The sequence below is a fragment of the Akkermansia sp. RCC_12PD genome (genome assembly GCF_036417355.1).
Taxonomy (GTDB): domain Bacteria; phylum Verrucomicrobiota; class Verrucomicrobiia; order Verrucomicrobiales; family Akkermansiaceae; genus Akkermansia.
The window spans coordinates 1,856,932-1,883,283 of sequence record NZ_CP143889.1 but is presented as its reverse complement, the minus strand read 5'-3'; the positions used below and the strand labels follow the sequence as shown (position 1 = coordinate 1,883,283).

At 55.8% G+C, this 26,352-nt stretch carries 16 protein-coding genes; 3 read left to right on the top strand and 13 right to left on the bottom strand.

Annotated elements, in window-relative coordinates; all coding sequences use genetic code 11:
- Positions 1-6: 6 nt before the first annotated feature.
- A complete protein-coding gene (locus V3C20_RS07965; RefSeq protein WP_130084862.1) occupies positions 7-3,552 on the bottom strand; it encodes an SUMF1/EgtB/PvdO family nonheme iron enzyme in 3,546 nt (1,181 codons plus the stop codon).
- A 391-nt stretch (positions 3,553-3,943) separates the two neighbouring features.
- On the opposite strand from V3C20_RS07965, the gene V3C20_RS07960 reads away from it, so the two are divergent.
- The 3 genes from V3C20_RS07960 to V3C20_RS07950 are packed head-to-tail and all read left to right on the top strand — an operon-like array spanning position 3,944 to position 5,277.
- Positions 3,944-4,453 carry a hypothetical protein gene (locus tag V3C20_RS07960; RefSeq protein ID WP_130084861.1) on the top strand — a complete coding sequence of 170 codons (510 nt, stop codon included), beginning with the start codon at positions 3,944-3,946 and terminating at the stop codon, positions 4,451-4,453.
- Positions 4,402-4,695, top strand: coding sequence for a hypothetical protein (locus V3C20_RS07955; RefSeq protein ID WP_130084860.1), 294 nt, complete (start codon positions 4,402-4,404; stop codon positions 4,693-4,695). The genes V3C20_RS07960 and V3C20_RS07955 overlap by 52 nt, the downstream gene beginning before the upstream one ends.
- A 57-nt stretch (positions 4,696-4,752) precedes the next feature.
- The gene (locus V3C20_RS07950) at positions 4,753-5,277 is read left to right on the top strand and encodes a hypothetical protein (RefSeq protein WP_149874221.1); all 525 of its coding nucleotides are present in this window, start codon (positions 4,753-4,755) and stop codon (positions 5,275-5,277) included.
- Between the two features lie 115 nt (positions 5,278-5,392).
- On the opposite strand, the gene V3C20_RS07945 is transcribed toward V3C20_RS07950, so the two are convergent.
- The 12 genes from V3C20_RS07945 to V3C20_RS07890 form a co-directional block, all read right to left on the bottom strand.
- Positions 5,393-5,647 carry a hypothetical protein gene (locus V3C20_RS07945; protein ID WP_130084858.1) on the bottom strand — a complete coding sequence of 85 codons (255 nt, stop codon included), beginning with the start codon at positions 5,645-5,647 and terminating at the stop codon, positions 5,393-5,395.
- Positions 5,648-5,923: 276 nt separating this feature from the next.
- Positions 5,924-6,352 (bottom strand): hypothetical protein, encoded by a 429-nt coding sequence (locus V3C20_RS07940; protein ID WP_130084857.1) that lies wholly within the window; start codon positions 6,350-6,352, stop codon positions 5,924-5,926.
- Between the two features lie 285 nt (positions 6,353-6,637).
- Positions 6,638-6,892, bottom strand: coding sequence for a Txe/YoeB family addiction module toxin (locus V3C20_RS07935; protein WP_130084856.1), 255 nt, complete (start codon positions 6,890-6,892; stop codon positions 6,638-6,640).
- An 18-nt stretch (positions 6,893-6,910) separates the two neighbouring features.
- Entirely contained in the window at positions 6,911-7,183 is a 273-nt protein-coding gene (locus V3C20_RS07930; RefSeq protein WP_130084855.1) for a type II toxin-antitoxin system Phd/YefM family antitoxin, read from the bottom strand.
- A 421-nt stretch (positions 7,184-7,604) separates the two neighbouring features.
- Positions 7,605-7,826: a hypothetical protein gene (locus tag V3C20_RS07925; protein WP_130084854.1), complete on the bottom strand. Its 222-nt coding sequence runs from the start codon at positions 7,824-7,826 to the stop codon at positions 7,605-7,607.
- A 16-nt stretch (positions 7,827-7,842) separates the two neighbouring features.
- Positions 7,843-8,190: a hypothetical protein gene (locus tag V3C20_RS07920; RefSeq protein WP_130084853.1), complete on the bottom strand. Its 348-nt coding sequence runs from the start codon at positions 8,188-8,190 to the stop codon at positions 7,843-7,845.
- Positions 8,191-8,399: 209 nt separating this feature from the next.
- Entirely contained in the window at positions 8,400-9,683 is a 1,284-nt protein-coding gene (locus V3C20_RS07915) for a peptidase U32 family protein (protein ID WP_130084852.1), read from the bottom strand.
- 11 nt (positions 9,684-9,694) lie between these two features.
- Complete coding sequence (locus V3C20_RS07910) at positions 9,695-10,327, bottom strand: lactate utilization protein (protein ID WP_130084851.1); 633 nt, start codon at positions 10,325-10,327, stop codon at positions 9,695-9,697.
- 59 nt (positions 10,328-10,386) lie between these two features.
- Entirely contained in the window at positions 10,387-13,026 is a 2,640-nt protein-coding gene (gene gyrA, locus V3C20_RS07905; protein ID WP_330935349.1) for a DNA gyrase subunit A, read from the bottom strand.
- 23 nt (positions 13,027-13,049) lie between these two features.
- Positions 13,050-15,608 carry a DNA topoisomerase (ATP-hydrolyzing) subunit B gene (gene gyrB / locus V3C20_RS07900; RefSeq protein WP_130084849.1) on the bottom strand — a complete coding sequence of 853 codons (2,559 nt, stop codon included), beginning with the start codon at positions 15,606-15,608 and terminating at the stop codon, positions 13,050-13,052.
- A gap of 473 nt (positions 15,609-16,081) precedes the next feature.
- Positions 16,082-24,919 carry an autotransporter-associated beta strand repeat-containing protein gene (locus V3C20_RS07895; protein ID WP_161984026.1) on the bottom strand — a complete coding sequence of 2,946 codons (8,838 nt, stop codon included), beginning with the start codon at positions 24,917-24,919 and terminating at the stop codon, positions 16,082-16,084.
- Between the two features lie 548 nt (positions 24,920-25,467).
- Entirely contained in the window at positions 25,468-26,295 is an 828-nt protein-coding gene (locus V3C20_RS07890; protein ID WP_130084828.1) for an FKBP-type peptidyl-prolyl cis-trans isomerase N-terminal domain-containing protein, read from the bottom strand.
- Positions 26,296-26,352: the final 57 nt, after the last annotated feature.

Here is a 26,352-nt window from a genome sequence, read left to right as displayed (position 1 = left end):
AGTCAATCAGTCTTCAATAATCACACGGAAGCCCACGTTGTACACGGGACGCCAGCCGGGATATCCCCAACGCCAGGAGGACGTGGCCCGCCTGGGGCGGTCATACCAGGAGCCGCCGCGCACGGCGCGGGGAACGCAGGAATCCATGCTTTCATTGCGGCCATCCCCGTTATTCCAGGGATAGGGCCTGTATTCCGAACGGGTCCATTCCGCGGCATTCCCGATCATGTCGTACAACCCGTAGGCGTTCGGCCTGTAGCTTTTGACCGGGGCCAGATGCAGCGTTCCGTCATTGAATTTCTCATCCCTGGGTACGAAGTCCCAGAAACGGTTGGGATTCCTGATCGGCTTGGGGTCCACGCCGGAAACGGCCAGTTCCTTCAGCGTCACGTCTCCCAGATTGGCATAGGAGGAAAAATCGGAATCACGGCCGCCGAAGAAGAAGTCCGTCTCCGTCCCGCCCCGCGCGGCATATTCCCACTGCGCCTCCGTGGGGAGAGTCACCTTTTTACCGGTTTTTGCGGAAAGCCAGCGGCAGAATTCCATGGCCTTCGTCCACGGTACGCGGATGGCCGGGAACCGCGGATTGGCGTCCATGTCGTAACCGGGCCTCACCTGGTCCTTGTAGTGCATGTCGTACCAGCCGTTGAGGTATTCCGGGTCAAATTGGCGGTATTGCTCCAGGGTCACTTCAGCTTCCCCCATCCAGAACGGCTTTTCCATCCGCACTCTGGCAACGGGTTTTTCCGCGGAGGTTTCCAGCTCGCTTCCCATCTTGAATTCTCCCGCCGGAATGCGGCGGAACGCCATGTTGACGCCGTTCCCCAAATCCAGCGCCAGCGTTTCATTCCGCGGGGACGGAACGGGTATGTTTTCTCCGCGGAGCGAAGGAACGGAGCATCCGCTATGGGACACGTTCGCCCAGGCATCCCTGCGAAAACGGGAATCCTTCATGGTCACGTAGTTCCGTTCCACTCCGGAGAACATCCTGTGCAGGTCATAGCGGCGCTTCAGCAGGTTTTCATTGCGTTCTCCGGGCCATTCGCCCAGATAGGGAGCATTCATGTCCATCCACGTCACCAGGCGGTGCCAGTCTTCCTCCGGCATGTCCACATGATGATGCCCTTTTTTGAGCAACTGGTAGAGTTCGGACGTATCCGCGGCAAATTCCGTGGGGGCCAGCCCCAGATAGTTCCCTTCCGGTCCGTTGCGGCGCACGTAGGGATGCAGGTTCCAATAGGCCACGGACCCCGGCGCCGGAGCGCCCTTGACGGCCTCCAGAGTCATGAAATCCGGAACTCCTTCCCTGCTTTTGCTTTCTGCGGAATGACAGCGGATGCAATGGCGGTCCAGCACTGGCTGCACCTCATTGACGAAGGAAAACGTGCGGGCCGGCCCATACCACGGGACAATGTCCGCAGGCTTCTGCCGGGAAGCCATGACCGGCCTGGCCGGAGGCGCGGCGTTCTGCTGCTCGTGACAGCCGATGCAGCTCAAAGTTTCTCCCGGCATGGCGGTGAACCAGCTCCGCATCAGAGACAGCGCGCGTCCCTGCCCGTCCAGCACCTGAAGGGTCAAAGGCTGGTTGGCGGGGGCGGTGAAAATGGCGGACCCATCCGGATTCACGGGCACCGTTCCGTACAGCACCTTCAGGTCCCAGTTGCTTTCCATGCCCATGGCATAATGACTGCCCGTGTCTCGCGGACTGTATTCGGACATGAATACGCGCAAAGACCTGGCTTCACCTCTGGGCACGCCCTCCATGGCCCGGCCGCGGTACACGTCGGAAATATATACCGTGGCCGTTTTGCTGTCCGGCTTCACGCGGTCGTGCAACACGGGAGGCTTTTTTCGCGGCCTCAAGGGTGTGGGGTCGGCATAAATGAAGTAGGAGGATGCCGTCAGGGGAACGATATTATCGTACACGTCGCACCAGACCACGTTGGTCACTCCCCCCTTGCCGGATGGGGAGGAAACGGCCAGGAAAGATTCCGCATTCAACGGGAACGGCTCCGCAAAATAGGGCGTATCCAGTTCATCCACCAGCCTGTCCTTGGTGACGTTTTCCACGGGCTTTCCGTAGCCCGGAATTTTCTGCACCGCACCCGCGGTAGCCGCCCGTCCCCGGTTCACGTTGAAGAGAACGAGTTCCCCCAGCCTCCGCACGCCGTGATGGCCGCTGACAATGCCGGCAAACATGCCGGGCCTGCCCGGCAGGGGCCGCGCATTGAACAGGCTGTTGGGCCAGTAGGAGTTGGAGCCGTAGTATTCCTTCTGGTCGCTGCCGTCCGGGTTCATGTGCATCAGGATGCGGCTGAAGTAATGAGCGCTTTCCGTGTATTCCCAGCGCAGGAACATCACGCGGCCGTCCGGGAGCATCGTCGGAAACCAGTTGTTGTCCTGGTCGAAGGTGAGCCGCCGCGTCGTCTTTTTCTCCCGGTCATACAAATGGATATTGCCCACATAGTCCTGGCCGGATACGCAGGGCACCCCCTGCATGCCGGACGTGTTGATGAAGATGATCCGCCCGTCCGGCAAATAGCAGGAGTTGTAACTGTCCGTATCCGCAGGCATGTGGGCGGTCAGGTTTTCCTTCCCGCCCGTCTTCAAATCCAGTTCAAAAACGTCCCAGGGCCGCTGTTCCTTTTTTCCGAAGCGGTTGCCCGTAAACATGAGCCGTTCCCCGGAAAAATCCAGTTCCAGATGCCCCATCCAGCGGTCGTCCTCCAAAAGGCGGCCCGCCGGGGAAGAGGAAGACGTGCCGCTGAATTTCACGATGCTGCTACGGTACACGCGTCCGGGTCCCGGCATGCTGCTGATGCCCTGCCAGTTGGCCGGACGGTCATGGTTGAAGGTGCTTCCGCCGGACGGGTTGAACCGCCGCACCGCCACCCATTCCCTGACGGAATCCCGCTCCGGCAGGGAGTCAATCAGAGCTTTTTTGCGCAATTCCACCAGTTCCCTCAGGATATCCTCCTGGTCCGGTCCCGCCTTTTCAATCCACGGCTGAAGAGGCCCCAGTTTTTTTTCCCAGGCATCAAGCCGCGCCAGGAATTTGTCGGCATCCGGATACCGTTCTCCATATTTTTCCCGGTTGCGGGCGACGGCACGGCGGATGGCTTCCGCATCATAACGGGCAGCCAGCTTTTTCAGTCTGAGGAAGCGGATTTGCTTCAAAATGGCGTCTTCATGCTTCATCAGGTCATTCCATGAAGAGAGGGGCCCCGCCTGCTCCACGGGAAGGGAAAGAATTTTAGCCAGGCTTGCCCCCGCCGCTTCCGGATCCGGCCACGCCCGGAATACCGGAGCCAGCATCACCATGGCATCCCCGCAGTCATCGGCGGCTTCCAGCTCGGGAACAGACGCCACATAATCCGCCGTACGGCTCCATAATTTTTTCATCCATTCATTCCCGTCCTTCCCAGATTCAGGAAGTGGAATTCCGGACAAATCCCGCAGCCACGGCTGCAAGCCGGCAGCCTGGAGCACGCCGGAGCACATCACGGCACAGCCCAGGAAGGAAAGGCGGAGAATGGAACAATAGTCAAACATGGCACACAGTTTTACATACTACGCACAGCACCTCTTTTTTCCTTCACCTGGAATTATATTTCTCTCCCGGACGCTGTTTTACCTCTAATCCGGGTCCATAAGGGCAAACAAGCAAGCGCCGCGGATTAACAATCAGGATAACGGAAATATCCCTATCTTCTCTTTGAATTTTCCTGGATTCACACCTTGCCTCAGGTTGTTTTTCTGAGGAAATATTACTGTCCTGTTTCTCCTTTCATAAGTCATTAACGGTCTAATATTTAAAAAACGCGTTGACATCCGGATTGTTAATCCGCAGAATAACCATTTCAACTTATAAAAATAATAATATTAACCACATTTTCAATTTGAAATTCATGAAAAGACACTGCTTCTTTTCTCCTGAACAGCCATGCTTGGCACCTTGCATGCGGTCCAGGCAGCAGCGACACTGATATGGGATATGTCCTTTACCGGGACTTCCAGCTCACCGAACGCGGACAATATCGCGGTAACGGATTGCAACGGAGCTTCCTATTCCGGCATCACACCGTCCTTCGGCGGCGGTTCCGTCACGGACGGCATTTACAATTCCAGCGATTCCCGGCTGACTTTTAGGGATAATGCCTCCCTCCTTTCCTTGAACAATAGTTTCAGCTTTGTCGTCAAAGCCAGTCTGAACGGGGAAGGCACTACCAACTGGTCCGTCCTGTTCGGTCTGGAGGAATCCAGCAACTGGAATTTGAAAGTCAACTACACTAAAGGCGACAACGACGGCTGGGGATTTGCGCCGGAAGGCTATTCGCTGAGTAAAATGACTTCCACGCCGGGCACCGTCGTTCAGAGTTGGAACAAACCTTCATCATCACCGTGGACGCCGGTGCCAATAACGGCGTTACCCAGGCGGACATCTCCGCCCTGACCCGGTACCTGAACGGACAGGCAATCGCCACCGCTATCCGCAATCAATATCAAAAGGCAATTTTTTCTCGTACATGGCAGGCAGGAATAACGTTTTGGCTTAGAGAACAAGACTTTGCTCCGTTTCGGAGAGAGGGGGATTTTTATAGCAAGTATCTTGCAATTCATGCGCAAGGATTTGGCCTGCCATGTATTTCCGGAACAGGAAATAACCTTGTTTTTAAGGTGATTTTATCATATTAACGCAGACAATGGCTTGCCCTGCATAGCCGATTTAATAAGAACTTGATACAAGATGCCATGAAAAAAAATCTGATATATATGCTTGCGGGAACGGCCATGCTGTTCCCCATAAACGGAAACAGCGCGGAAAATGCCTCCGCCACGCCCCTGCCTGTAAAAGATCCCAGGGACGCTTTCCTGCCGGACATCAACTTTAGTGGAAGGGTTTATCAGGTTACGTCCAACCCCATCATATGGAACGACGACCGTTCCCTGGCAGTTATCTGGGAGGATACGGGAGCAAGTTGCATGTGTTATACGTTCTGGTGCCTGAAAAGAAATGAGCAGGGAACCATGGTTCCCATCGCCAAATACACGATATGGACGGACCTGTTAAAAAAAGGCATTCTGCTGGATGAAACGGGCCTCACCGTCATGCTGGAAGGCGCCAGGGGGCTTCCGGGAAAGACCTCCATCAGTCAACATTTTTCGTTTACTATTCCCCAGGCTCAAGTGTCCTTCATGCAAAAGAAGCAGGAGCACCTGGACGGCGTGGAGCCAGAGAACCTGGAAAAGGAATGGAAGCGTTTCCTGGAACGATAGCCCCTGTCCTCTTCCGTCCCCGCAGGGACGGTCTTTTCCGGGGTAATCGTTCCAGCCATAAAAACGGGCCAGACTGTCCAAATCTGGCCCGTTGAGGTTAAACAGAGATGATTTGTTACTTATCGAGGGGACTCCCCGGATAAATCGGCATCTCATCCCATCCATCGGGCTTCGCACAGGAGCGAAATTGCTTGTTCTTGTAGAAGTCATGTTCGCCTATCGTGACATAGTTGCTCAGATCCAAGTCACCGGGGCGCGACACGGAACGGTCATAAGGATAGGGAGCTTCCACCATTCCTAGTACCTTTTCAAGCGTTTCCCTGGCTTTTTCCAGATTAGGGCATTCCTCCGCATTCAGTGTGCCTTCCATAGCCTTGGTGTACTGGCGCCCTCCCATACTGTCCCACGATTTTTTTACAAGATTTTCGGCGACTGTCTTGACAGGCGTACGATTGTCAATGCTGCCGTGGCGTCCCCGTCCCCAGCGGTTACGGCATACGGAGGCAATGGCAAGATATTCCTGCTCATTGTATTGGGACTGTTCCCCAAAAATGATGCAGGCAATCTGCTTGAACTCCTCAGCGGTTACGCTTGAGAAGTACCGAAGTCCCTTTTGGGTGGAATCCCATTATTGTCATTGGCGACTTCATACCAGTCGATAGGAACGGCAATAAATCAATTTGGATAAAGGCAATTTTAACCTCATATCCCTTTCGTAGTTAATCAGACGGACTGAAGCCGACAGAATAGCCTTGTTGATAATAGGATGTAACGTGACTATCCGGCATGATTCACCAGTTACTTTTCCACCTGCCTTATTCATGCTTCTTACGTTTGAGAGATATGTTCCGGTCCATTCAAACTGTCTTTTACCTACGTCAAAGCCGACGGAAAGAGATGCCTTCGATAAGATTTCAATCGCTTCAGAAATTTCACGCCAATTATAGCCATGCCCTATTCTTTTTAACTCGTTTCTGAGTTGATGTAGCGTGAAGGCGATTGTGACGAGTTCCTCATCCTTCTCTACTTGGCATTCTATTTGTTGTTGCGCTGCCAGGTAGCGTAATGCGTACATTACTATTTCTTCACGTTTGGAAGGGTAATACTCAAAAGTTTCTTCTCCCTTCTTTATGTGCGCGGGTGTTATTTACCGTAGATAGCTGTTGTCCCTGTGAGAAAATCCCATTTCAGCGATAGGCAGCCATGGTTGTGCATATACATTTTTCTGGTTGAGGAATGGGGTACAAAAATCAAACAGTTCCAGAGTATTTGATTCCCCTTTCTCAAGAGTGAAAAATTTAGTAAATAACTCTAATTTAATATCTTCCATCGTGAGACTCTTCTATTTGTCGTAGTGATATCATGTACTCAAGATATAGACTGTTGTATCTCTGATTTCGTATACTAATCTATTGGCCCAGTCAATACGTCGGGAGCAACATCCGGAAAGAGCATATTTCAAAGGCTCCAGCTTTCCATTGCCCTTGAAAGGATCTGTTTTCAACTCTTCCAATAAGGCTAATACCTTTTTAGCCAACCGTTTTTCGTATTTAGCTAAATACTGGAAATCTTCCCATGCCTGGGGAGTCCATTTGATTGCGTAATTCGTATTCATATACGCTATTTACACAAATCATTGGAACGATTTCTCTATTTCCTCCTGAGAAACCTCGAACGCCTTGCCTTCGTCAACTGCCGTGCGAGCCTCCATGATGCGCCGGACATTTGCCGGGGATCGCATCAATTCGGCTGTTTCACGCAAGGAGGAATAGTCCTCGAAAGACAGGAGAATAACGTTTCCCACCCTGCTTTTAATGACTACAGGAGTTGAATCGTTAACAACGCCCTTTACAAGCTTTGGCAGATTTTGTCGAGCGGCAGAACATGATATTGTATCGTTACTCATGACCTATATGTACCGAAAAGTTGTACAAGTTTTTTGTACAAAAACAGGCTTCTTCAATTCTCATAAGAACGTCAAAAAGACACTGCCTAGCCACAAATGGCTAGGTAGTGTTCTTATAGCTTGGAAGGGATACTCTTGAGCAAGAGCAATCATCAAGATTATTAGTGTCAAGATTCAAAAATACTCATTAAGACAATGTAGCTTCAATATTTTTGACTTTCAGCGATATGAGCCTAAGAATCAAGAATATGTCGCCAGATGAGATCATAATATGGCTCGAGAGAAATCGAAAAACTTACGCATGGTTTGCTAAACAATTATTCGTCAGCAGAGCAACGGTGAACGGCGTTCTCCCTCAACACTACGCTGGAAGATAAGATCATATTTTCCGCAATGGCCGGCTTTCCGGCAAGGAATAAGATTACTGACATTGTCTCACCCTTCGCCATTTCATCGAAGAGGAAGTGATACTCTGGAAGTACGCAGTCGTCCACCAGACTAGCGCTGTAGCTTCCTTGGGCCAGTCGATACGGCATCCCAACCCCAGCTTCATGAGCTTCAGGAGCGTCCCTTCGGCAAGGGCGGATTTAGTGGTATCGTTCTTCACGTATTTGCCTTCGGGAGGCATTGCTTCCGTACTCATGATGGCTTTGCATCCTTCATAGGACCTTGCTTACGGCCTGTAGGCCTTGTTGGTGTACTCCAAGTTCGCAGTAATAAAAGCCTCGCTCCAGCATGGCCTTCGCCTTTTCGGGGGTGAGGGAGCCGCCTCCGGTCATGATATTGACTTTGGCATGAGGGATCTTCAGGGTCAGTTCATCGTCTCCGTCAATGCGGAAATAATGTTTTCCCAGATTCTCTACCTTGATATACCCTTTCCAGCTTTCTTTGCGTTCCTTGGTATTGTGGTTGATGGGGATAAGCACCTCATCGGTCATGACCGGATCGTCATTTGCATCCTTGTGGATGAAATAACCGGGTACGGGTTCGGCCTTGTCCTCCTTCATTTTAATGAAGGACACCGCAATTCTGTGTATGTCGTCTGCCCTAATATGCTTTTCTATGGTTATTATATGTGGCAAAGGGAATTCTTTACTATCTATCATTAAAAATAATAATTCCTCGTCACAGAATCCATTTGAACATGATTCATAAATAAAACAAAAAAACAGGATGAATCATATATGACACCGGCAAAGAGAATCAACATAATCCGTCAATTATTCCCGGACGCGTCTTCCAGCCTCCGGCGGCGGAGCAGATAGACCTTATCCCGGCGCCGGACCTGTTCGGGGACCACGATGTACACGGTTTCCCCTTTTCCGGCGGATTCCACGGGGACCATGCCTTCTTCCGTTTCCTTCCGCATGGCCTTTACCACCACGCGGACGGCTCCCGTGGTGGGGCCGGCAATAAGAATGGTCTGGCCCGCAGAGAGCGCACCCGCCTCCAGGCAGATTTCCGCCACCCCGTTTTTCCGGTAGAAGTTGCCGACCTTGGCAATGTGGATTTTCAGCAGGGCGGCGCGGCTGTTCGCAGAGCCGCTCCATTCCCCCCATTTTACACCCAGATAGTAACCGCCTTTCCAGAATCCCCGGTTGAAGACGGACTCCAGCCGCTCCATCCACGCATCCGCCCTGGCCGGAGAGAAGGTTCCCTCCAGGCACGCGCGGGCCGCTTCCCGGTACACGGAAGTCACCGTCCGCACGTAGTCGGAAGAACGCCCCCGGCCTTCCAGCTTCAGGACGGAGACACCGGCATCCAGAATCTGGTCCAGAACCTGGACAGTACACAGGTCCCGGGGGGACATTACGTATTTGTTGTCAATCACCAGTTCGTTGCCCGTTTCCTCATCCGTCACGCGGTAGGCGCGGCGGCAGTTCTGGAAACAGGCTCCGCGGTTGGCGGAAGAATTGTAAGCCGCCAGGCTCATGTGGCATTTGCCGGATACGGCCACGCACAAGGCGCCGTGCGCAAAGATTTCCACCCGGAGAAGATCGCCGGAAGGTCCGCAGATTTCTTCATTCCGGATGCCGTCAATGATACGCCTGATCTGCGCCAGCGTCAGTTCCCGGGCCAGCACGACCACATCCGCATACTGCGCGTAAAATCTGACGGAAGCCATGTTGCAGACGTTGGCCTGCACGGACATGTGCACCTCCAGCCCGATGGAATGCGCGTGGGTGATCACCGCCAGATCAGAAGCAATGACGGCGTCCACTCCGGCGGCTTTGGCGGCGGCACACAGATTCCGCACCGCTTCCAGTTCCTCATCATACACGATGATGTTCAGCGTCAGGTAGGCTTTTGCCCCCGCTTCATGGCAGCGGGCCACGATTTCCGGCAGGTCTTCCTCCGCAAAGTTTGCCGTGGCGCGGGAACGCATGTTCAGCTTTCCTACGCCAAAGTACACGGAGTCCGCACCGCCCTGAAGTGCAGCGGCCAGGGATTCGAACGAACCCGCCGGAGCCATGATTTCCATCCGGGATTGAGGGGACATGGCAGAACGGTTCAAAGCCCCCCGGATTCCTCCATCAGGATGACGGCAATCCTTCCCTTGGGGAAACATTTAACGATGGACATGTGAATGTTGCACAGGCGGTCCGGAGAGTTGCAGTCCGCACAGGTTCCCGTGTACATGCAGGGAGTTTTGAAGTCCTCATGGCGCCTGGCGTTCAGCGGGGCAATGCGGCGGATGCGTTCGCGCGCCTCTTCCGGCGTAGCCACCAGCTTGTTGGCGCCCGCCAGCAGGATGACGTTCCGGGGGCCGAAGGCGACGGGAGCCACCCGGTTGCCCACCATGTCCACCCAGTGCAGGGTTCCCTTCATGCTGACGGCGTTGATTCCGGTCAGGAACAGGTCCGCCGTCACGCCGCGGCGGCGGATTTCCCATTTTTCCTCCCGGTCCATGTCCGGAACGAAACCGTCGTAGAACTGAATATCCGGGCTGGCATTCAGTTCATCAAGAATTCCTGTGGCTTTCAAGGTCATGGAATCCCCATAGGAGGCGGACGCCGGGCTGAGTTCCCGCACCAGGCCGCGCATCAGGTCCGCGGCTTCTTTCAGGCCAGGAACCACAAAGCTTCTGAATCCGCGCCGTTCCAGACGTTCGGCGCATTTTTGCAGGGAAAGAGGTTCTTCCATAAAAAGGATGGATGAAGACCCCCGCTCCGGCGCATTCCGGAGCGGGGGTCCTGTGAGTTTTATTCTTCTCCGGAGGCTTCCGCTTCAGCGGCGGGTTCTTCTTCCGCGGAGTCGGCGGCGTCCTCCCCGGCTTCGGTCCCTTCCATCCCTTCCTCCTCATCATCGTCCGGAATGACGATGGAGATGTCCTGGATGGCCTCTCCGTCATTCAGAGTCATCAGCTTCACGCCCTGGGTGGCACGGCCCGTTTCACGAACGGTCGCCACTTTGATGCGGACGGACTGCCCCGCTGTGGTCATCAGCATGAGTTCATCCTCATCGGAGACAACTGTGGCGGATACCACCTTACCGGTCTTGTCTGTGCAATTCATGGTCTTGATGCCGGTACCGCCGCGGCCCTGTGTGCGGTATTCGTCAAAGGAGGTGCGCTTGCCGAGCCCGTTTTCAGAGGCCACCAGCAGGGTTTTCTGCGGATCCACGATGGCGAGGGCCACCACATAGTCCCCGGCACGGGGACGGATGCCGCGGACGCCGATGGTGTTGCGGCCCTGCGTGCGCAGGTCGCTTTCCGGGAAGCGGATGCTCATGCCGTCGTGGGTGACGAGCACAATTTCGTTTTCCCCGGTGGTCAGTTCCGCATTCACCAGGCTGTTGCCTTCTTCCAGGTTGATGGCGATGATACCCGCCTTCCGGTAGTTGACAAAGTCGTTCAAGCTGGTTTTTTTGACCGTACCGTCCTTTGTAGCGAAGACGACGTTGCCGCTGTCCTCCGCGAAGGTGATGTCATTGCCCTTTTCATCCACCCGGCGTTCCAGGCGCAGAATGGCGGCAATGGCTTCTTCCGGCTGAAGGTCCAGCAGGTTTTTGATGTTGCGGCCCTGCGCGCTGCGGGCGGCTTCGTCAATTTCGTACACGCGGTCCACGTACACGCGCCCGGTGTTCGTGAAGAACATCAGGTAGTCGTGGTTCTGGGCGGCGAAGAGGTGTTCGATGAAGTCCGCTTCCGTGTCTTTCTTCGCCCCCTTCGTAGTGGCGGCTTTCACGCCCTTGCCGCCGCGCGCCTGCACGCGGTATTCCGCGGAGTTGGTGCGCTTGATGTAGCCGCTGTGCGTGATGGTGACGATCATCGTGTCGTTCGGGATCAGGTCTTCAATGGCCATGTCGCCGGCGAACGGGATGATGCGGGTGACGCGCGGCGTGGCGTATTTGTCCTTGATGGTCATCAGCTCGTCCTTCACGATGCCCAGCACGCGGGATTCGTTGGCCAGAATGTCCAGATAGTCCTTGATCCGGACGAGGAGCTCCATGTAGTCCGCGGAGATTTTGTCGTTTTCCAGGGCCGTCAACTGGTACAGGCGCAGGTCCAGGATGGAGTTTACCTGGCGTTCCGTGAAGATGTAGCGGTCCCCCTCCACGGAGGGCTGGGAACGGATCAGGATGCCAAGGCTTTCCGCCGTCTGCGTGGTGAAGGTATATGCCTGGAGGCGTTCGCGGGCTTCCTCCCTGTTTTTGGAGTCGCGGATAATGCGGATGAAGTCGTCCATGTGGCCCAGGGCCAGCAGGAAAGCTTCCAGCCGTTCGGCGTCCTTCTCGGCGTCGCCCAGCAAGTAGCGCGTACGGCGCACGACCACCTCGCGCCGGTGCTCAATGTAGAAGTTGATGGCGTCCAGCATGGCGAGCGTCTTGGGACGGTTGTCGTGAATCGCCAGCATGTTCACGGAGAAGGAGGTCTCCATGGACGTGAGCTTGTAGAGCTGGTTCATGACCACCTGCGGACGGGCGTCCCGCTTGAGCTCGATTTCAATGCAGGTTTTTTCGTCGGAAAGGTCGCGGATGCCGGAGATGTCCGTCAGGATTTTGTCCTTGTACAGTTCCGCGATGCGTTCCTGAAGAGCGGCGCGGTTTACGCCGTAAGGCACTTCCCGGATGATGAGCAGGTCCTTGCCGGAATCCGTCTGCTCAATGTCGATCTTGCCGCGGATGCGCACGGAACCGCGTCCGGTGCGGAAGTAGTTGTCAATGCCGGAGAAGCCGAGAATGTCGCCCCCGGTGGGAAAGTCCGGGCCCTTGATGAACTGGCGCAGTTCATCCACCGTCATGTGCGGGGAGTCAATTACGGCGCAGATGCCGTCCACCACTTCCCCCAGGTTGTGCGGAGGCATGTTGGTGGCCATCCCCACCGCAATCCCGGTGCCGCCGTTCACCAGCAGGTTGGGGAAGGCGGAAGGGAAGACGGTGGGTTCCGTATGCTCGTTGTCGTATGTGGGAACGAAGTCCACCGTATCCTTGTCCAGGTCCGCTATCAGGGCGACCCCCATGCCGGAGAGCTTGGCTTCCGTGTATCGGGCGGCGGCGGGCGGGTCACCGTCCGGAGTACCGAAGTTACCCTGGCCGATGACCAGGATGTCCCGCATGGACCAGTCCTGCGCCATGTTCACCAGTGTGCCGTAAATGGCGGCATCCCCGTGCGGGTGGTAGTTACCCATCGTGTCCCCCACGATCTTGGAGCATTTGCGGGTCTTCCCGCCCGGGCTGAGGTTCAGTTCCTTCATGGCGTAGAGAATGCGCCGCTGGGAAGGCTTGAGGCCGTCTCTCACGTCCGGCAGGGCGCGGGAGATGATGACGGACATGGAGTAGTCCAGGAAGGAGGTGGACAGTTCGTTGGCTACGTCCACCGGTTTGATTCTATTGTTTTCCATGGTGCTGAGAAAAAGGATGGGGATTAGATGTCAAGGTTGCGGACATTGAGGGCGTGGTCCACAATGTAGTTTTTGCGGGGTTCCACGACGTCCCCCATCAGGATGGTGAACATTTCATCAGCCCTCACGGCGTTGTCGTCATTCAGGATGACGCGGAGCAGCTCGCGCTTTTCCGGATCCATCGTCGTCTTGAACAGGTCCTTGGCGTCCATTTCACCGAGACCCTTGAATCGTGTGATTTCCACGCCGCGCTTGCCGATGCCGATGACGGTTTCCAGAATGTCCATGACGGAGAAGAGGGGGGTGATCCGTTCCTTTTCCCCTTCACCTTCCACCAGTTCAAACAGGGGCTTGTCCAGGGAAACGAGCATGTTGGACGGTATGCCCAGTTCCGCCAGCCGCACCAGCGTGCGGGTGATGGCTTTGGCTTCATGTAGTTCATGCGTGATGGAACGGCGGCTGGGGCCTTCCCGGTCCGGAACGGGATTGGCAAGGAGTTCTTCTTCCGAAGGCATCCCGAAGATGAAGAGGTCCCTGTTCTCGTCGGAGAAAGCCGTCAGGGCTTCCACATCATGGAAGTAGCATATTTCTTCTTCATTCCCGCAGCGGATTTTGACGAGGAATTCGGGAAATTCCCCGTGCTGGTCCCGGTGGGTGAGCAGGTCCCCGAAGGAGCCGCCCTGCGTCTGTACGGATTCCGTGTAGCGCTGAAGGTTGACCAGCGTTTCCAGGATGGTGGAGAGTTCCTCGGAAGTAAACGTCCGGGAACCGTCCGCCATGCGCAGCGTCACGTCGTTGACGGCCAGCTCAATGAGCTTGCGGTTCAGGGCGACGTCATCCTGCACGTATTCCTCCTTTTTCTTGCGGATAATGCGGTAGAGGGGAGCCTGGGCGATGTAGAGATACCCGGCGCGCACCAATTGCGGCATGTGGCGGCAGAAGAAGGTGAGAAGCAGCGTCCGGATGTGGGCGCCATCCACGTCGGCGTCAGTCATGATGATGATTTTGTGGTAGCGCACGCGGTCCAGCTTGAAGGAGGCTTCGTCATCCCCTTCCCCGATCCCGGCGCCAATGGCCGTGATCATGTTCTGGATTTCCTTGCTCCCCAGGGCTTTGTCCAGCCGGGCCTTTTCAACGTTGAGCACCTTGCCGCGCAGAGGCAGGATGGCCTGCGTGCGGCGGTCGCGTCCCATCTTGGCGGAACCGCCGGCGGAGTCACCTTCCACAATGAAGAGTTCGCATTTGGCGGGATCCCGGTCGGAGCAGTCCGCCAGCTTGCCGGGCAGGCCGCCGATGGAAAGGGCGCTTTTACGCACCGTCTCACGGGCCTTGCGGGCGGCTTCCCGCGCGCGGGCGGCCGTGATGCTCTTTTCGATGATTTTTTTGGCCATCGCCGGGTTTTCCTCAAAGTACGTCTTGATCTCTTCGTACACGACGTTGCTCACCACGCCCTCAATTTCCGTGTTCACCAGCTTGTCCTTCGTCTGGGAGGAGAAGCGGGGATTGGGCATCTTGACGGAGATGACCGCCACGAGGCCTTCCCGGACGTCCTCCCCGCTCAGGGAGGGGTCTTTTTCCTTCAGCAGCCCGTTGGATTTGGCATAGCCGTTGATCACGCGCGTGAGGGCGCTCCGGAAGCCGGAAAGATGCGTACCGCCGTCGCCGTTGTAGATGGAGTTGGCAAAGCAGAGGATGTTGGTTTCATACGTGCTGTTGTACTGGAAGACCACGTCCACCAGAACGTCGTCGTCCATTTTCTTGCCGTCGTATTCCACTTCCACCTTGCGGACGCCGGAAATGGCAATAGGCTCTTCATTGATGACATCCTTGTTCATTCCGAGCTGGCGGACGAATTCCACGATGCCTTCCTTATAGTAAAACGATTCGCGGCGGACGGGAGCCTCCCGTTCGTCGATGAGCTCAATGACCAGCCCGGGGTTCAGGAAGGCAAGCTCGCGCAGGCGAGTCGTCAGGCGGTCGAACTTGAATTCCGTGGTATCCGTGAAAATGGTGGCGTCCGGAAAGAAGGTGATGGTGGTTCCCGTTATTTCACAGGAGCAGCCGCCCACCACACGCAGGGGTTCCGTCGTCTTGCCGCGTTCAAACTTGATCTGGTAGCGCTGGCCGTCGCGGCGGACTTCCGCCTTGAACCAGTCCGACAGGGCATTCACGCACTTGGCGCCCACCCCGTGCAGACCGCCGGAATATTTGTAGGCTCCCTGGCCGAATTTGCCCCCCGCATGCAGATTGGTCAGCACCAGTTCCACGGCGGGAATGCCGAACTTTGGGTGCATATCCACCGGAATGCCGCGCCCGTTGTCCACAATGGAAATGGAGCCGTCCACGTGGATCACAATGTCAATCTTGCTGCAGTAGCCGGCCAGGTGCTCGTCAATGGAGTTATCCAGAACTTCAAATACGCAATGGTGCAAGCCGCGCTCATCAGGGTCCCCAATGTACATGCCGGGCCTCTTCCGCACAGCCTCCAGGCCTTCCAATTTATCAATCTGCGCGGCGCCGTATTCATGCTGCGCCGTCGTGGAAACGGTGGTTTCAACAACCTCGTTGGTATCTTCGGACATAACTGAAATATACTACGCCGATCTTAATTTTTTGCAAGACTAATCTAAGAAACGCGTGCGCGCGCGTAGGGCGTACCCCTGCAAAAACCCGTCATAATCGCGTAAAAAGGGGTCTAAAGCAAGCTCTCCGGCTTTTTTAGTCTCTCAGTAGCGGAAAAGTAATAAAAGACAATTTGGGCCGTCTTTTGCAGAGAGGGAGGAAAAATGCTGATTGGGGGGTTTAGGGGGGAGAATGGAATGGACAGAGTGGACATAATGGACCAAACAGAGAAAAAACGCTTCCTGCCCACTAAGTCCACTAAGTCCACTAAGTCCACTAAGTCCACTAAGTCCACTAAGTCCACTAAGTCCCTTAGGTCCATTCCGTCCATTTCCCGGACTAATAACAAGGCCGCCCCAGGTTACCCGGAGCGGCCTTCTGTTTTTCCAGAAAAAGCGGCGGCTACGCCACTCCTCCGGCACCTTAACCTTCTTTAGAAGTCGTAGCGGTAGCCGATGCTTCCGTTTACCGAGCTGGCTCCGTTGCGGATGTCCGCGTTGCCGTTGACAAAGACCGTCCCCTGCGTCCCCACCGGCACGCTCAGGCCCGCTCCTATCTGCAACGCCGTCCGACCTACCTTGGCTCCACGCACTTGCTGCGTGTAGCCGGGGTTGGCAAGGAAGCCCACCGACGTTTCTCCCCGGTCGTCTCCCAGGTCCTGGGCCGCGTTGATACGCAGTTCCGCCAGCGCTTCCCTCCCGAAGATGTTGCTGCCTACAAGACCCATCCACCGGCCCCCCAAGGCAAGTGTCCCCGTCGTCCATTCCTGCTTGTCCACGCTCAGGCCCGCGTTGCCCGCTCCCGTTTCACGGTAGCCGTCCATGCGCGTGGTGACCACCGAGGCGTTGAAGAGGGGCTGCAGGATGCTGCTCCTGTTTTCGTTGAGGTAGATGTCGTAGGTGAGTTCATACATCGCTCCCATTCCCCAGCCGTTGGTGTTGCCTTGCGTCCTGTAGCTGCCCGCTCCGTAGTCCACCGTCCGGTTGAGTTTGGCATCGTTCCACCCGCCCGTCAGGATGAGCGTGTGGGCCCAGCGCTTGCTTTGGTAGCGGCCGAAGAGGTTGGCGTAGTAGCTGTCCAGGTGGCCGTCGGCCGTGTCCGCCGCGCTGGCCGTCAGGTCGCCGTAGTTGGCCGTGAAGGCCGCCCCCATCGTGAAGGAGTCGCTGAGGTCCACGTCCACCCCGAAGGTGCCCCCCCAGGTGGTGAGCTTGTAGCCGCTTTCATCACCCCTGGTGTCCAGCTGGGCGTAGGAGCCCGTGCCTTCCATCCACATGTGGAAGTAGGGGAGGTCTTCGTTGATGTAGGCGGGGTTGACGCCCATCTGGTTGGTGCGGTTGCGTATCCATCCCATTTGTTCTCTCAGCGCGTCGCGCTGGGCGGTACCCAGGGCGTTGACCGTAGAACCCGCCACGGCAGCCATGGCGCGTGCCGCCTCTCCCGGATTGGATGCCGTCAGAGAACCGATGGCGTCGTCCACCTGCTTGAGCAGGGAGTCTCCGGGAATGCCTCCGGGCAAGTTCCAGAGCAGTTCCGCCCCGGCCCTCGAGTTAAAGGAGTGTGCAACACGGGCATATTTGTTATCCTTGGAAGCCGTGGCCACCAGGACCAGATTTCCTCCGTCAATGGTCAGGTACGCGCCGCTTTCAAATTTCTTGAATGCCGCGGAAGAGTCCAGCGTGATCGCGAGCTTGTCGCTCCCGTCGAGGTCAATGTCTCCCGCGCCCTGCATGAGCGTGTAGCTCCCGTCCGCACCCAGCACGAGTTCATTCTTGCCCGTGGAGCTGAGTACGATGTCCGCGCCCTGGCTGATGCTGATGTTCCCCGTTACATTGATGATGGGGCCGGCATAGTCCGTGTTGAACGTGAGGTTGGTCGTGGAACCGCTGCCAAGCGTCAGACTGCTCAGAGTGAGCGCCGTGTTGGCCTTCGGGTCATCTACCGTGCCGCCCATCCGGATATCCAGGCGTCCACTGTTGTTCAGGGCCCAATTGCTGCCGGATGCCGTCACCACATTGTTCAGGACCTGACCGGCCTTGCCCGTGATGGAGAGCGTTCCTTTTCCTTCCAGCGTTCCGCTGAAGACATGGCCGGAGCCGGTATCACCGCTGTTGACGGAAAGATCCCCGCCATTGCTCTTCAGGGTCCCTTCTCCGCCAAGGCCGGAGACGGCATTGCCCGTAGTGGAGCCTATGTCAAGAGTTCCGGAAGCCGTATCGTTTTTCGCCAGTTCCACCACGTTGCCGCCGCGGAGACCGGCTGTGCCGGAAAGCGTGAGCTTGTCATTGAGAACGAGTGCTCCATTTCCCTCAATCGTGCTGTTGTCAAGGGAACTTGCACCATTAATGGTTACAGTTGCACCAGAACCGAGAGACAGCGTTCCGCCTTCTCCCTCGTCCGTCAGGTCACCCATCACGGCATTCTTGCCGACAACCAGGGAAGAAGCGGAACCCGTTCCCGCAAGCACTACATGATCAAAGTCATTGCCCGTGCCGTCAAGCGTCAGCGTGCCTCCTTCAACGCGCAAGGTATCCGTCACAAAGGAACCATTGACCTTCAGGTTGCCCGTATTCTGCTTCACGAAGGTGACTCCGTTTTCTCCGACGATGTTGCCGCCCATGGTCGTGTCCGCCCCGGCGTAGTCGTCCGGTGCGGGCAGCCCCGTTTCCAGGCGTTCATTGTTCAGAATGACGACGGCGTTGCCGCCGTCCGCATTCGTGTTTTCCACTTTCAGCGTGCTTCCCGTACCGCCAAGCAGGTTGTTGATGACCGCCCCGTTCCCGTCTTCGGCGCCAGGGGCACCGGCGAGCTGTACGGTCAGCGTCTTGTTCTGACCAACCACTACTCCGGAGTACATGCCCAGCGTGCCGTAGTGCGTTACCGTATCAGGATCAGACGTAGCGGTGTCATCCACCATGTACAGTCCGCTGACCTGACCGCTCAGTACCAGGCTTCCTCCGTTCGTATCCTTTACACGGATACCGTAGTTGGACAGAATCGCACTGAACTGGATGTTTGCCAGGTCGTCGCACTGAAGCGTTCCCGTCGTCAGCGTCAGCCAGCTTTCCGTTCCTGCGCCCTTATGCGCTATAAGAGTGTTCACGATCGCGTCCACGTCCAGGTTCACGCGTGCTGAGTCGTTGATGATCAAATTACCGTTACCCTGGTCAATCATCGCCGCTCCGGCGGCTCCTTCTCCAACGTTGGCTGTCCCAAGCGTCAGGTTCAGGCTGCCGGTGGCCCCCTCTCCAACAGTGATGTCTCCGGAAACGCCGGCCAGTTTGCCGCCGGAGGCCAGGGTGATGCCGGTGAGCAGGTCTCCGTTTGTTTCGCCCAGGTTAATGACGGCCGCCGAATCCACGACGATACCTGCCGTGGAACCTTCCGTACGGGTCATCGCAGAAGTCAGGTTTCCGTTGACTATTTTCAGCGTACCCGCACCGGAGAGCGTCGTCCCGGACCACTGGGCCGCCTGGCCGGCCGTGCCCAACTGCACGACACCCGCGGCATTCGTAATGCCAAGGTCGCCCGCGGCAGTGTTGATCTTGTCCAAAATCAACGTACCCGTTCCGGCCTGCGTCAGGCTGGCGTTGCCCCGCACAGTGGCGTTGAGGAGCAGTTCCGCATTGTTGTAATTGACCGTATAACGCGCGGCCAGAGATGTATCCGTGGACCCCGCATTGCCGTCCAGAACAGCGCCGTCCCCGAAGATCGCGTTTCCGGTCCCCGTCGCGCATGCACCTCCATTGCCGAAGTTCCAGTTCTGGTAGCCGCCGGTATTATTCGTGGCATTCGTGGACAGGGTTCCCCGGAAGTCCTTGAGCGGACCAATAAGAATGTTGGTAAGCTTGACGTTCTGGGCCAGCCCCCACGATCCGGAACCGGAAATAGCCCCCGAGAAGGTGTAGTTGCCCCCTGAGGAACCATCCTGCACTGTACCGTGCTGTGCGCCGATTTCCATGTTGGCCGCCGTTGTTCCCGCTGAGAAATGAAAGCCCTTGCCGTCAATGAAAACCGTACCCGCCCCGAGGGACCCGCCGGTATTGAATGCCACACGGTTGTCGTTGGTATTCATGTTTTCACCGTTGCCAAGCAATTCCAGCCTGCCAGTGAAGTTGCTATTGCCGGTATTGGTGACGCTCCCCTGCCCGGCGCTGTCCGCCGTTCCTATCATGATGGTGCCCGCACCATTGAGCTGGGCGTGCAGGTTGACCGTTCCCCCGGCCAGGGCCAGCGTGGCTCCTTCATCCACTTGGATGATGGTGGCATTATTGGGATTGACGCCCAGTGTGGCTCCGGATGTGAACGCAAGCGTACCTTTCTGTACCGTCAGATGGGCCAGGGATGCATCCGCATAGGCCAGGGCCAGCGTACCGGCGCCCGTCTTGGTCAAAGTGGTGGCCGTTGTGTTCATGACGCCAGCCGTCAGTCCCGCCCAGGTGACGGTGTCATCCGCACCCAGCACGGAAACGTTCAGGGCGCCTCCGTCTCCGACCTTGACGCGGCTGGAAATGTCGTACTCTGTCACGTCCTTACCGGCTGTGGAGTCCGCATAAGCCAGGGTACCGCCGTTGAACGTGATGTCCCCCACCGTGCCCAGCGCGCCGTCCGCGCCAATGGTAAGAATGCCGCCGTTGAGCACTGTGCCGCCGGTGTAGGTATTCGCCAGGTTCAGGGTGACGTTGGCCGAGCCGTTCACGGTAAGCGTAGTGGGGGCAACGGAGTCCGCAATATAACCCGCGTTGTCAGGATCACTGATCAGCTTGTAAGAGCCGCCGTTGAAGACGACGCTCTTGGGAGTCACGGTACCGGAGACCCTCACTTCACCCGCTTCCGCAGCGGAAAAATAGATTTCCTGGTCGTCCAGCGTATTCACTCCCGTCAGCTTCGTAGTCCAGCCGCCGATGCTGGTGTTGATCCACTTGCGGTCCGTTCCGCCGTCCCAGACAAAACCATTGTCTCCGCTGACGTCCACGACTTTCAGCACGAGCTGGTTGTTTTCCACCACGACGGAGTATTCAAAGCCTTCCCGGGTGATGTCCGGCGTCCAGGTGAAGGAATCCGTGGTCAGGCTGCCCGCCGCAGCCCACTGGGCCAGGACGTAGTCGGATGCTTCCAGTTCACCATAGTTGTTGATGGTCAGCGTGCAGTTGGCATCCGTCAGAGCCAGGGCCCCTGCCTGGATATTGATGATCGGGCCGTTTGCTACGACTCCAGTCATGTCAAAGATCAGCGTAGCGCCGCTGTTCAGCGTCAGGGCGGAGGCCGTGGTCATCCTGGCGCCCGCGCCCATGGAGATGCTGCCCAGCGTCATGGCGTTCGTGTTGGTGAACGCCAGCGTGCCGCCGTTCACCGTGGTCTGGCCCGTGTAGGTATTCTGTGCGGACAGGGTCAGGGTGCCGGAGCCGTTTTTGACAAGGCTGCCTGTTCCCGAGAGAACACCGCCAAGCGTAATGGTGGTACCGGGCTGGTCGTTATACGATTTGGTCCCCGCATCATATTGACGCGTATCAACCGTCAATTTACCGCCAAGAGTCATGTTCTGGGTCGTGGACCAGCCTTCCGCCGCCGTTGTGCCCAGCGTTCCCGAGTTCATGTTCAAGGCGATCGTATTTGAATTCCCAGTCGCCACTATTCCTCCGGCCCCCAGCATCAGACTTCCCCCATTCAAATTAATGGTGGCCCCCTTTTCGCTGCCGTCCCAGTTCTGGCCCAAATCCAGGGTCTGGGCCAGAACCATGGCGTCCTGGGCAATATTCATGATGGACTTGCCGTCGCGGGCCGCTTGCAAGGTGCCAGTAATGTTCATGACGGCGCCCGCATTAATATTAAGCGTCGTCGTGCCGTTGAATTCATAACGGCCGATGAAGCTGCCCGCCGTCAGGGAGGCATTGGAATCCAGCGTCCAGCTGGAGGCCGTGTTCTTCACCCCTATCAACCTGTATTCTCCGCCAATGTCAACTTTCCCCTTCAATACCGTGGTTCCGGAGGCGGACCACAAGCTGCCGGCACCGGTGATCGTGTTGCCATACGTACCCGCCGAAAGCGTCAGCCGCGTACCGGAACCAATCTCATAAGTTACCTTGCTCAAGGCATCCGTCGTCGTTCCGGTGACGTTCCCCGACAGTTTCAAGGTACCGGTTGAGTCGGCGCTAAGGCGCGTACCCAATCCGTTCCAGGTGCCTGTGGTTATTTCCAACACGGAGTTACCCCGCAAAAACACCGTACTGGAGCCCAGGGCGTTCCCGACGACAGTAAGCTTGCTGCCGTCATAAAGGACCGTGTCTCCGCTGTAGGAGTTGGTATTGTTGAGGGTCAGGGACGCGCCGTCCAGAAGGTTCAGCGTCGTTTCCCCGGTAATGGAACCATCCCCGGTGAAGACGAAGTCCGTTCCCACAATATTGATTTTGCCCGGCGCCACGTCACCGACAATCGTTACATTTTTGTTTACGCCGTCCCCGTTGGAGAAGTAAACCGTCTGACCATCCGTATAAGAGGATGGAGTTCCGTCAAGATCCCAGGAAAGGTCCGCTTCAGAGGTACTCCAGTTACCGCTCTTCCAGCGCAGGAGGCCCTCCTTGTCCGTAAAGGAAACATACAAGGTATTGTCGATCACCTCAAACGAACCTTTGTACAATTCAGCCGCCGCTCCGGAAAGTGTGAAGGATTTGTCCTCCAGCCCCGTGCCATGCAGCAGGGCATAATTTGTATTGGTAGTGAGAGAAGACAAAGCCACCTGCACATCCGTAGCCGAATTGCCGTTTACGGAATTAACCGTCAAGGCAGCCGTATCCGTGCTCAGGGAATCAAAACTCAAGACGCCTCCGTTCAGTGTCAGGACCGCACCCAACGTAGCCGTACCCCCCGCAATGTTGGTCGTGCCCAGCGTAGAACCGGCATCCAGGGAATATCCATTCTCGGAAGTTACAGCAACAGAAAGCCCTCCCCCGATGAGCAGGGTTCCCTGCCCGATGACGCTGGAATCTTTTACGGTCAGGCTGCCTTCCCGCAGTTCCACCGTTCCGGTGAAGCCGGGAATGGCAGCCGTGTCCCCGTCTGCGGGAACCGGAGCCTTGGCGGTGCCATTGAGAACGAGGGTGCCGGCTCCTGTTTTTACGAGTTTTCCACTGCCGGTCAGTCCATTCTGGAATGTAATCGTACGGTCCGTGGTTCCGTCATTGGCATCCTGCGTGTCAATAATGGTACCATTCACCGAACCAACCAAGTTGACAAACGCTTCCGTATAATCAGTATTGTAAGAGAGCGACCAATTACCCAGGGCACCCAGCGTACCTTCCCCTAACTGAATGACAGAGGAACCGGCAAAATTGGTAATACCGGATGTCCCGAAGTTCACACGGGCGTCCCCGGTTGTCGCAGTACCCAGAAGGAATTGCCCCTTAAATACTCCGCCGCTTTCTCCCCAGAAATCCATTCCCAGCAGATTGGCCGTTCCGGAAGTGGCACTAAACGTTCCTTTCGACTGGGTTTCAGTACCAGCCCAGGCCAGGAACATCGTAGCACCAAAAGAATTCAGAGTCCCCCCCTGCAAATTAATTCTGCCGCTCCCTGCCGCCCAATGGGCAAGAAGAAGACTGCGGGAAGTAGCATGGCCATTAGATGTTCCCGTTACATTCAGTGTAGCCCCCCGATTTACTACGACAACGCACTCGGACATAGAGGGGTCCCCGTTCCTGTCCCCCAGGCGCAATTGGCCGGTGGACATCTCCGTACCTTGATTCAAAACAATTTGGGAACCATCCCAGCGGCTGCCCATGTAAACACCTGTTGCCGTCACCTGACTATTGTTGAAATTCATGATGCTCGTGCAATAGTCATTCTTGATGGATCCCACCCGTATGGTATTGTCTTTGAATGTTACAGACGGGCCATATCCTCCGGAAGCCTCGTTAAAACCAATTCTTCCCGCATAGTCAATATTCCCCGTGACCGTTACATTCCCGGTGTGCCCTTTGAATATAAGATTGTTGGAAGCCGCAACGGAATCCCCGCCCACGATGTTCGTGGTGAATGCGGAAGCGGTGGTAAGTCCATCCCCCAGTTCAAAAGTCATGTCCCCTTCCACCACCATTCTGGAAGCCGGAGCAACGGTATTGCCCGCCCCGCTGCGGATCAGGAAGGTACTGCCATTGTTCATATGCAGGACGGCATTTCCCATGCTGGTGGAGGAGGCGGCTCCCGACAGGTTGGCGGCAAGCGTTCCATTGATATAAACATTTTCAAGACCGGAAGCAGCCCCCAGAGAGACAGTATTGTTTCCATTTGAGGATGCTGTAAGCCACACGCTGAGGGAAGCCCCTTCCGAACCGCTAACCTCTGAAGAGAAAGAAGAAAAGCGGCTGGCATCACTTCCCAAGGTGAGCTCGGCATTGTTGCCCAGGATGACGGATTCCGCTGCCAGGGAAGCCGAATTTTCCAAAAGCAGGGAATAAACGGTCCCATCTTCAAATGTCATGGATTTGACGTCAATGGCTCCGGCAACAGTCACCGTTTTATTGCCTTCATCAGCATTGAAAATGACAGAATCCCCGTTCAGGAAGGAGGTATCCGTTTTTCCGCCATCCCCTTCCTTGTACCAGCCCGTTCCCTTGTCACTCCAAATGCCGGACTCGGAATTCCATATGAGGGTCTCTGCAGCGTAGCCCGCCCCCTTGTACTGCACGGACATTCCGGAACCAGTGGACACAAGCAGAAAGTCGCCTGCCCCCAGCTGATCTACGGAATCAACCTGCGTCAACGCTTCATAGGCATCTTCTCCGGTTTGCTTCCAGATGAGCAGATTGTCCAGAGAGCTTCCCAGGTCGGCTCCAGCCGTCATGAATTTGCGGGTCAGCACCATGTCCGTGGTCAGCGTGCGGTTGGTCAGGGACGTATCTTCCATGCTGTTTGCAACCACCACTTCCACATTCCACGTTTTTCCGTTTTTAGTAACCGTGGACGTATTTGCCAGATTGACGAGGCCGTTGAGGCCGATGTGCCAGTAATGGTTGCCCGCACCGGGACCATTATCAAGATTAAGGTTGCCGCTCGGTGTCGTCAGGTTCAATGTACCTTCCACATACACATTGGCATGGCCCTCCGCTTCACTATTCTTGATCTGGGTTCCAAATGATGTGGAAAGGGTTGAACCGCTTCCCACAAAAATGCTTCCCGCGTACGGCCCCAAGCCCACCGTTACATTGCTGTCACCCGTAACGGAGATTCCCCCCTGGTCGGAAGTAGAGGGGGGTGCGCCCGTAACGTTAACATCCACATTGTTAAAAATAAGATGAGGCCCCGTGTCACCAGGCCGGGCCGGAGCGGCATCTCCCGCCCAATTACCCGCCGTACCCAAGGCATTATCACCGCCACCGCCCGTCCATGTGAATTCCGTGCCGCCAAAGGCGGGAGCCTGCCAAAAATCGGCGGAAGTAGCTGCCCGTGCAGAAAATGAAGAAAACCCGGTAAAAGAAATCAGAGAAGCAATAAGAGCAAAACGCAGACGAGGAGGAAGATGAAGTCTCATATCACAATAATGTTGCCCTCAGTAATAACCGGATTGCGAATCCGTTGGCAAGACTATTTTTCTTAAAGGTTCTCCATGAATACTTCATGAAAATATAGAAAATTGATCAAATCATTTTAAAATATTATATATAACATTTACAAATTACATAAATTAATGATTATTATATATTTATATAAATAAACAAAATAAAGGGAATTCGCAATCCGGAGAACGCAGCAACACTTAAATCATCTTGGTGAAGACACAAAAAAAGCCGTTCCCGAAGGAACGGCCTGAAAAATTGAAACATTTTATTATTGGGCTCCGCTCTGCTTGAGCATTTCCTGAAGCTGTTCGGGAGAAATGCTCATGGGACCGCCCTGGGGAGCCGGGGCTTCCGAGATGCCATCCAATTCCAGTTCAAAAATAAGGGGAGAATTGGGTTCAATCGGTGCGCCGGGAGTGTTTTCCCCATAGGCCAGCTCGGAAGGGATGTAAACAATCCACTTGGAGCCAACGGGCATCGTAGTCAGGGCTTCTGCAAAGCCGGGAATGACCTGGAGGGGAAGCTCCACGGACTGTCCCTTGGTGTCGTCAAACACGGTGCCGTCCAGCAGCGTGCCCTTGTACTTCACCTTGAACATGGGATTCTTGAACTTCTTCTCGTCAAATTTTTCGTCGCCTCCCTTCTTTTCCACCTTATACTGGAGGCCGGATTTCGTGGTTACCACACCTTCCTTCTTGCCGTTTTCCTCCATGAATTTCTTGCTGGCTTCCAGATTGGATTTGGCCTTGGCGGCAATGCGCTCGTCAATCTGCTTCTGGAACGCGTCCAGAGCAGGCTTCAGCTGGTCCTGGTCCTTGGCGGGCTTGCGAACCATGCCGTCCTTGATGCCCTGCAGGAAGGATTCCTGGTCCAGATCGTCAAAGGTGAGGGTGGGAACGGAGCCAAGCTGCTGGCCGCTTTGGAAGCCCAGGAAATAGCCCAGGTCCTTTTTCATCTGTTCAGGAGACACAGTAATTTCTTTCTCTTGTTTGGGTTGATCGGCTGCCGGAGCTTCAGCAGCCTTGTCTTGTGCGCCGGCCATACCCGCCAGAAGGGCGGAAGCGGCAAACAGGGCGATGGAAGGTTTCATCTTCATGGTTGTTTTTATCCTTTACTTGAAAAGAGGACTCCTTTTTAACGGATTCCGTTCACA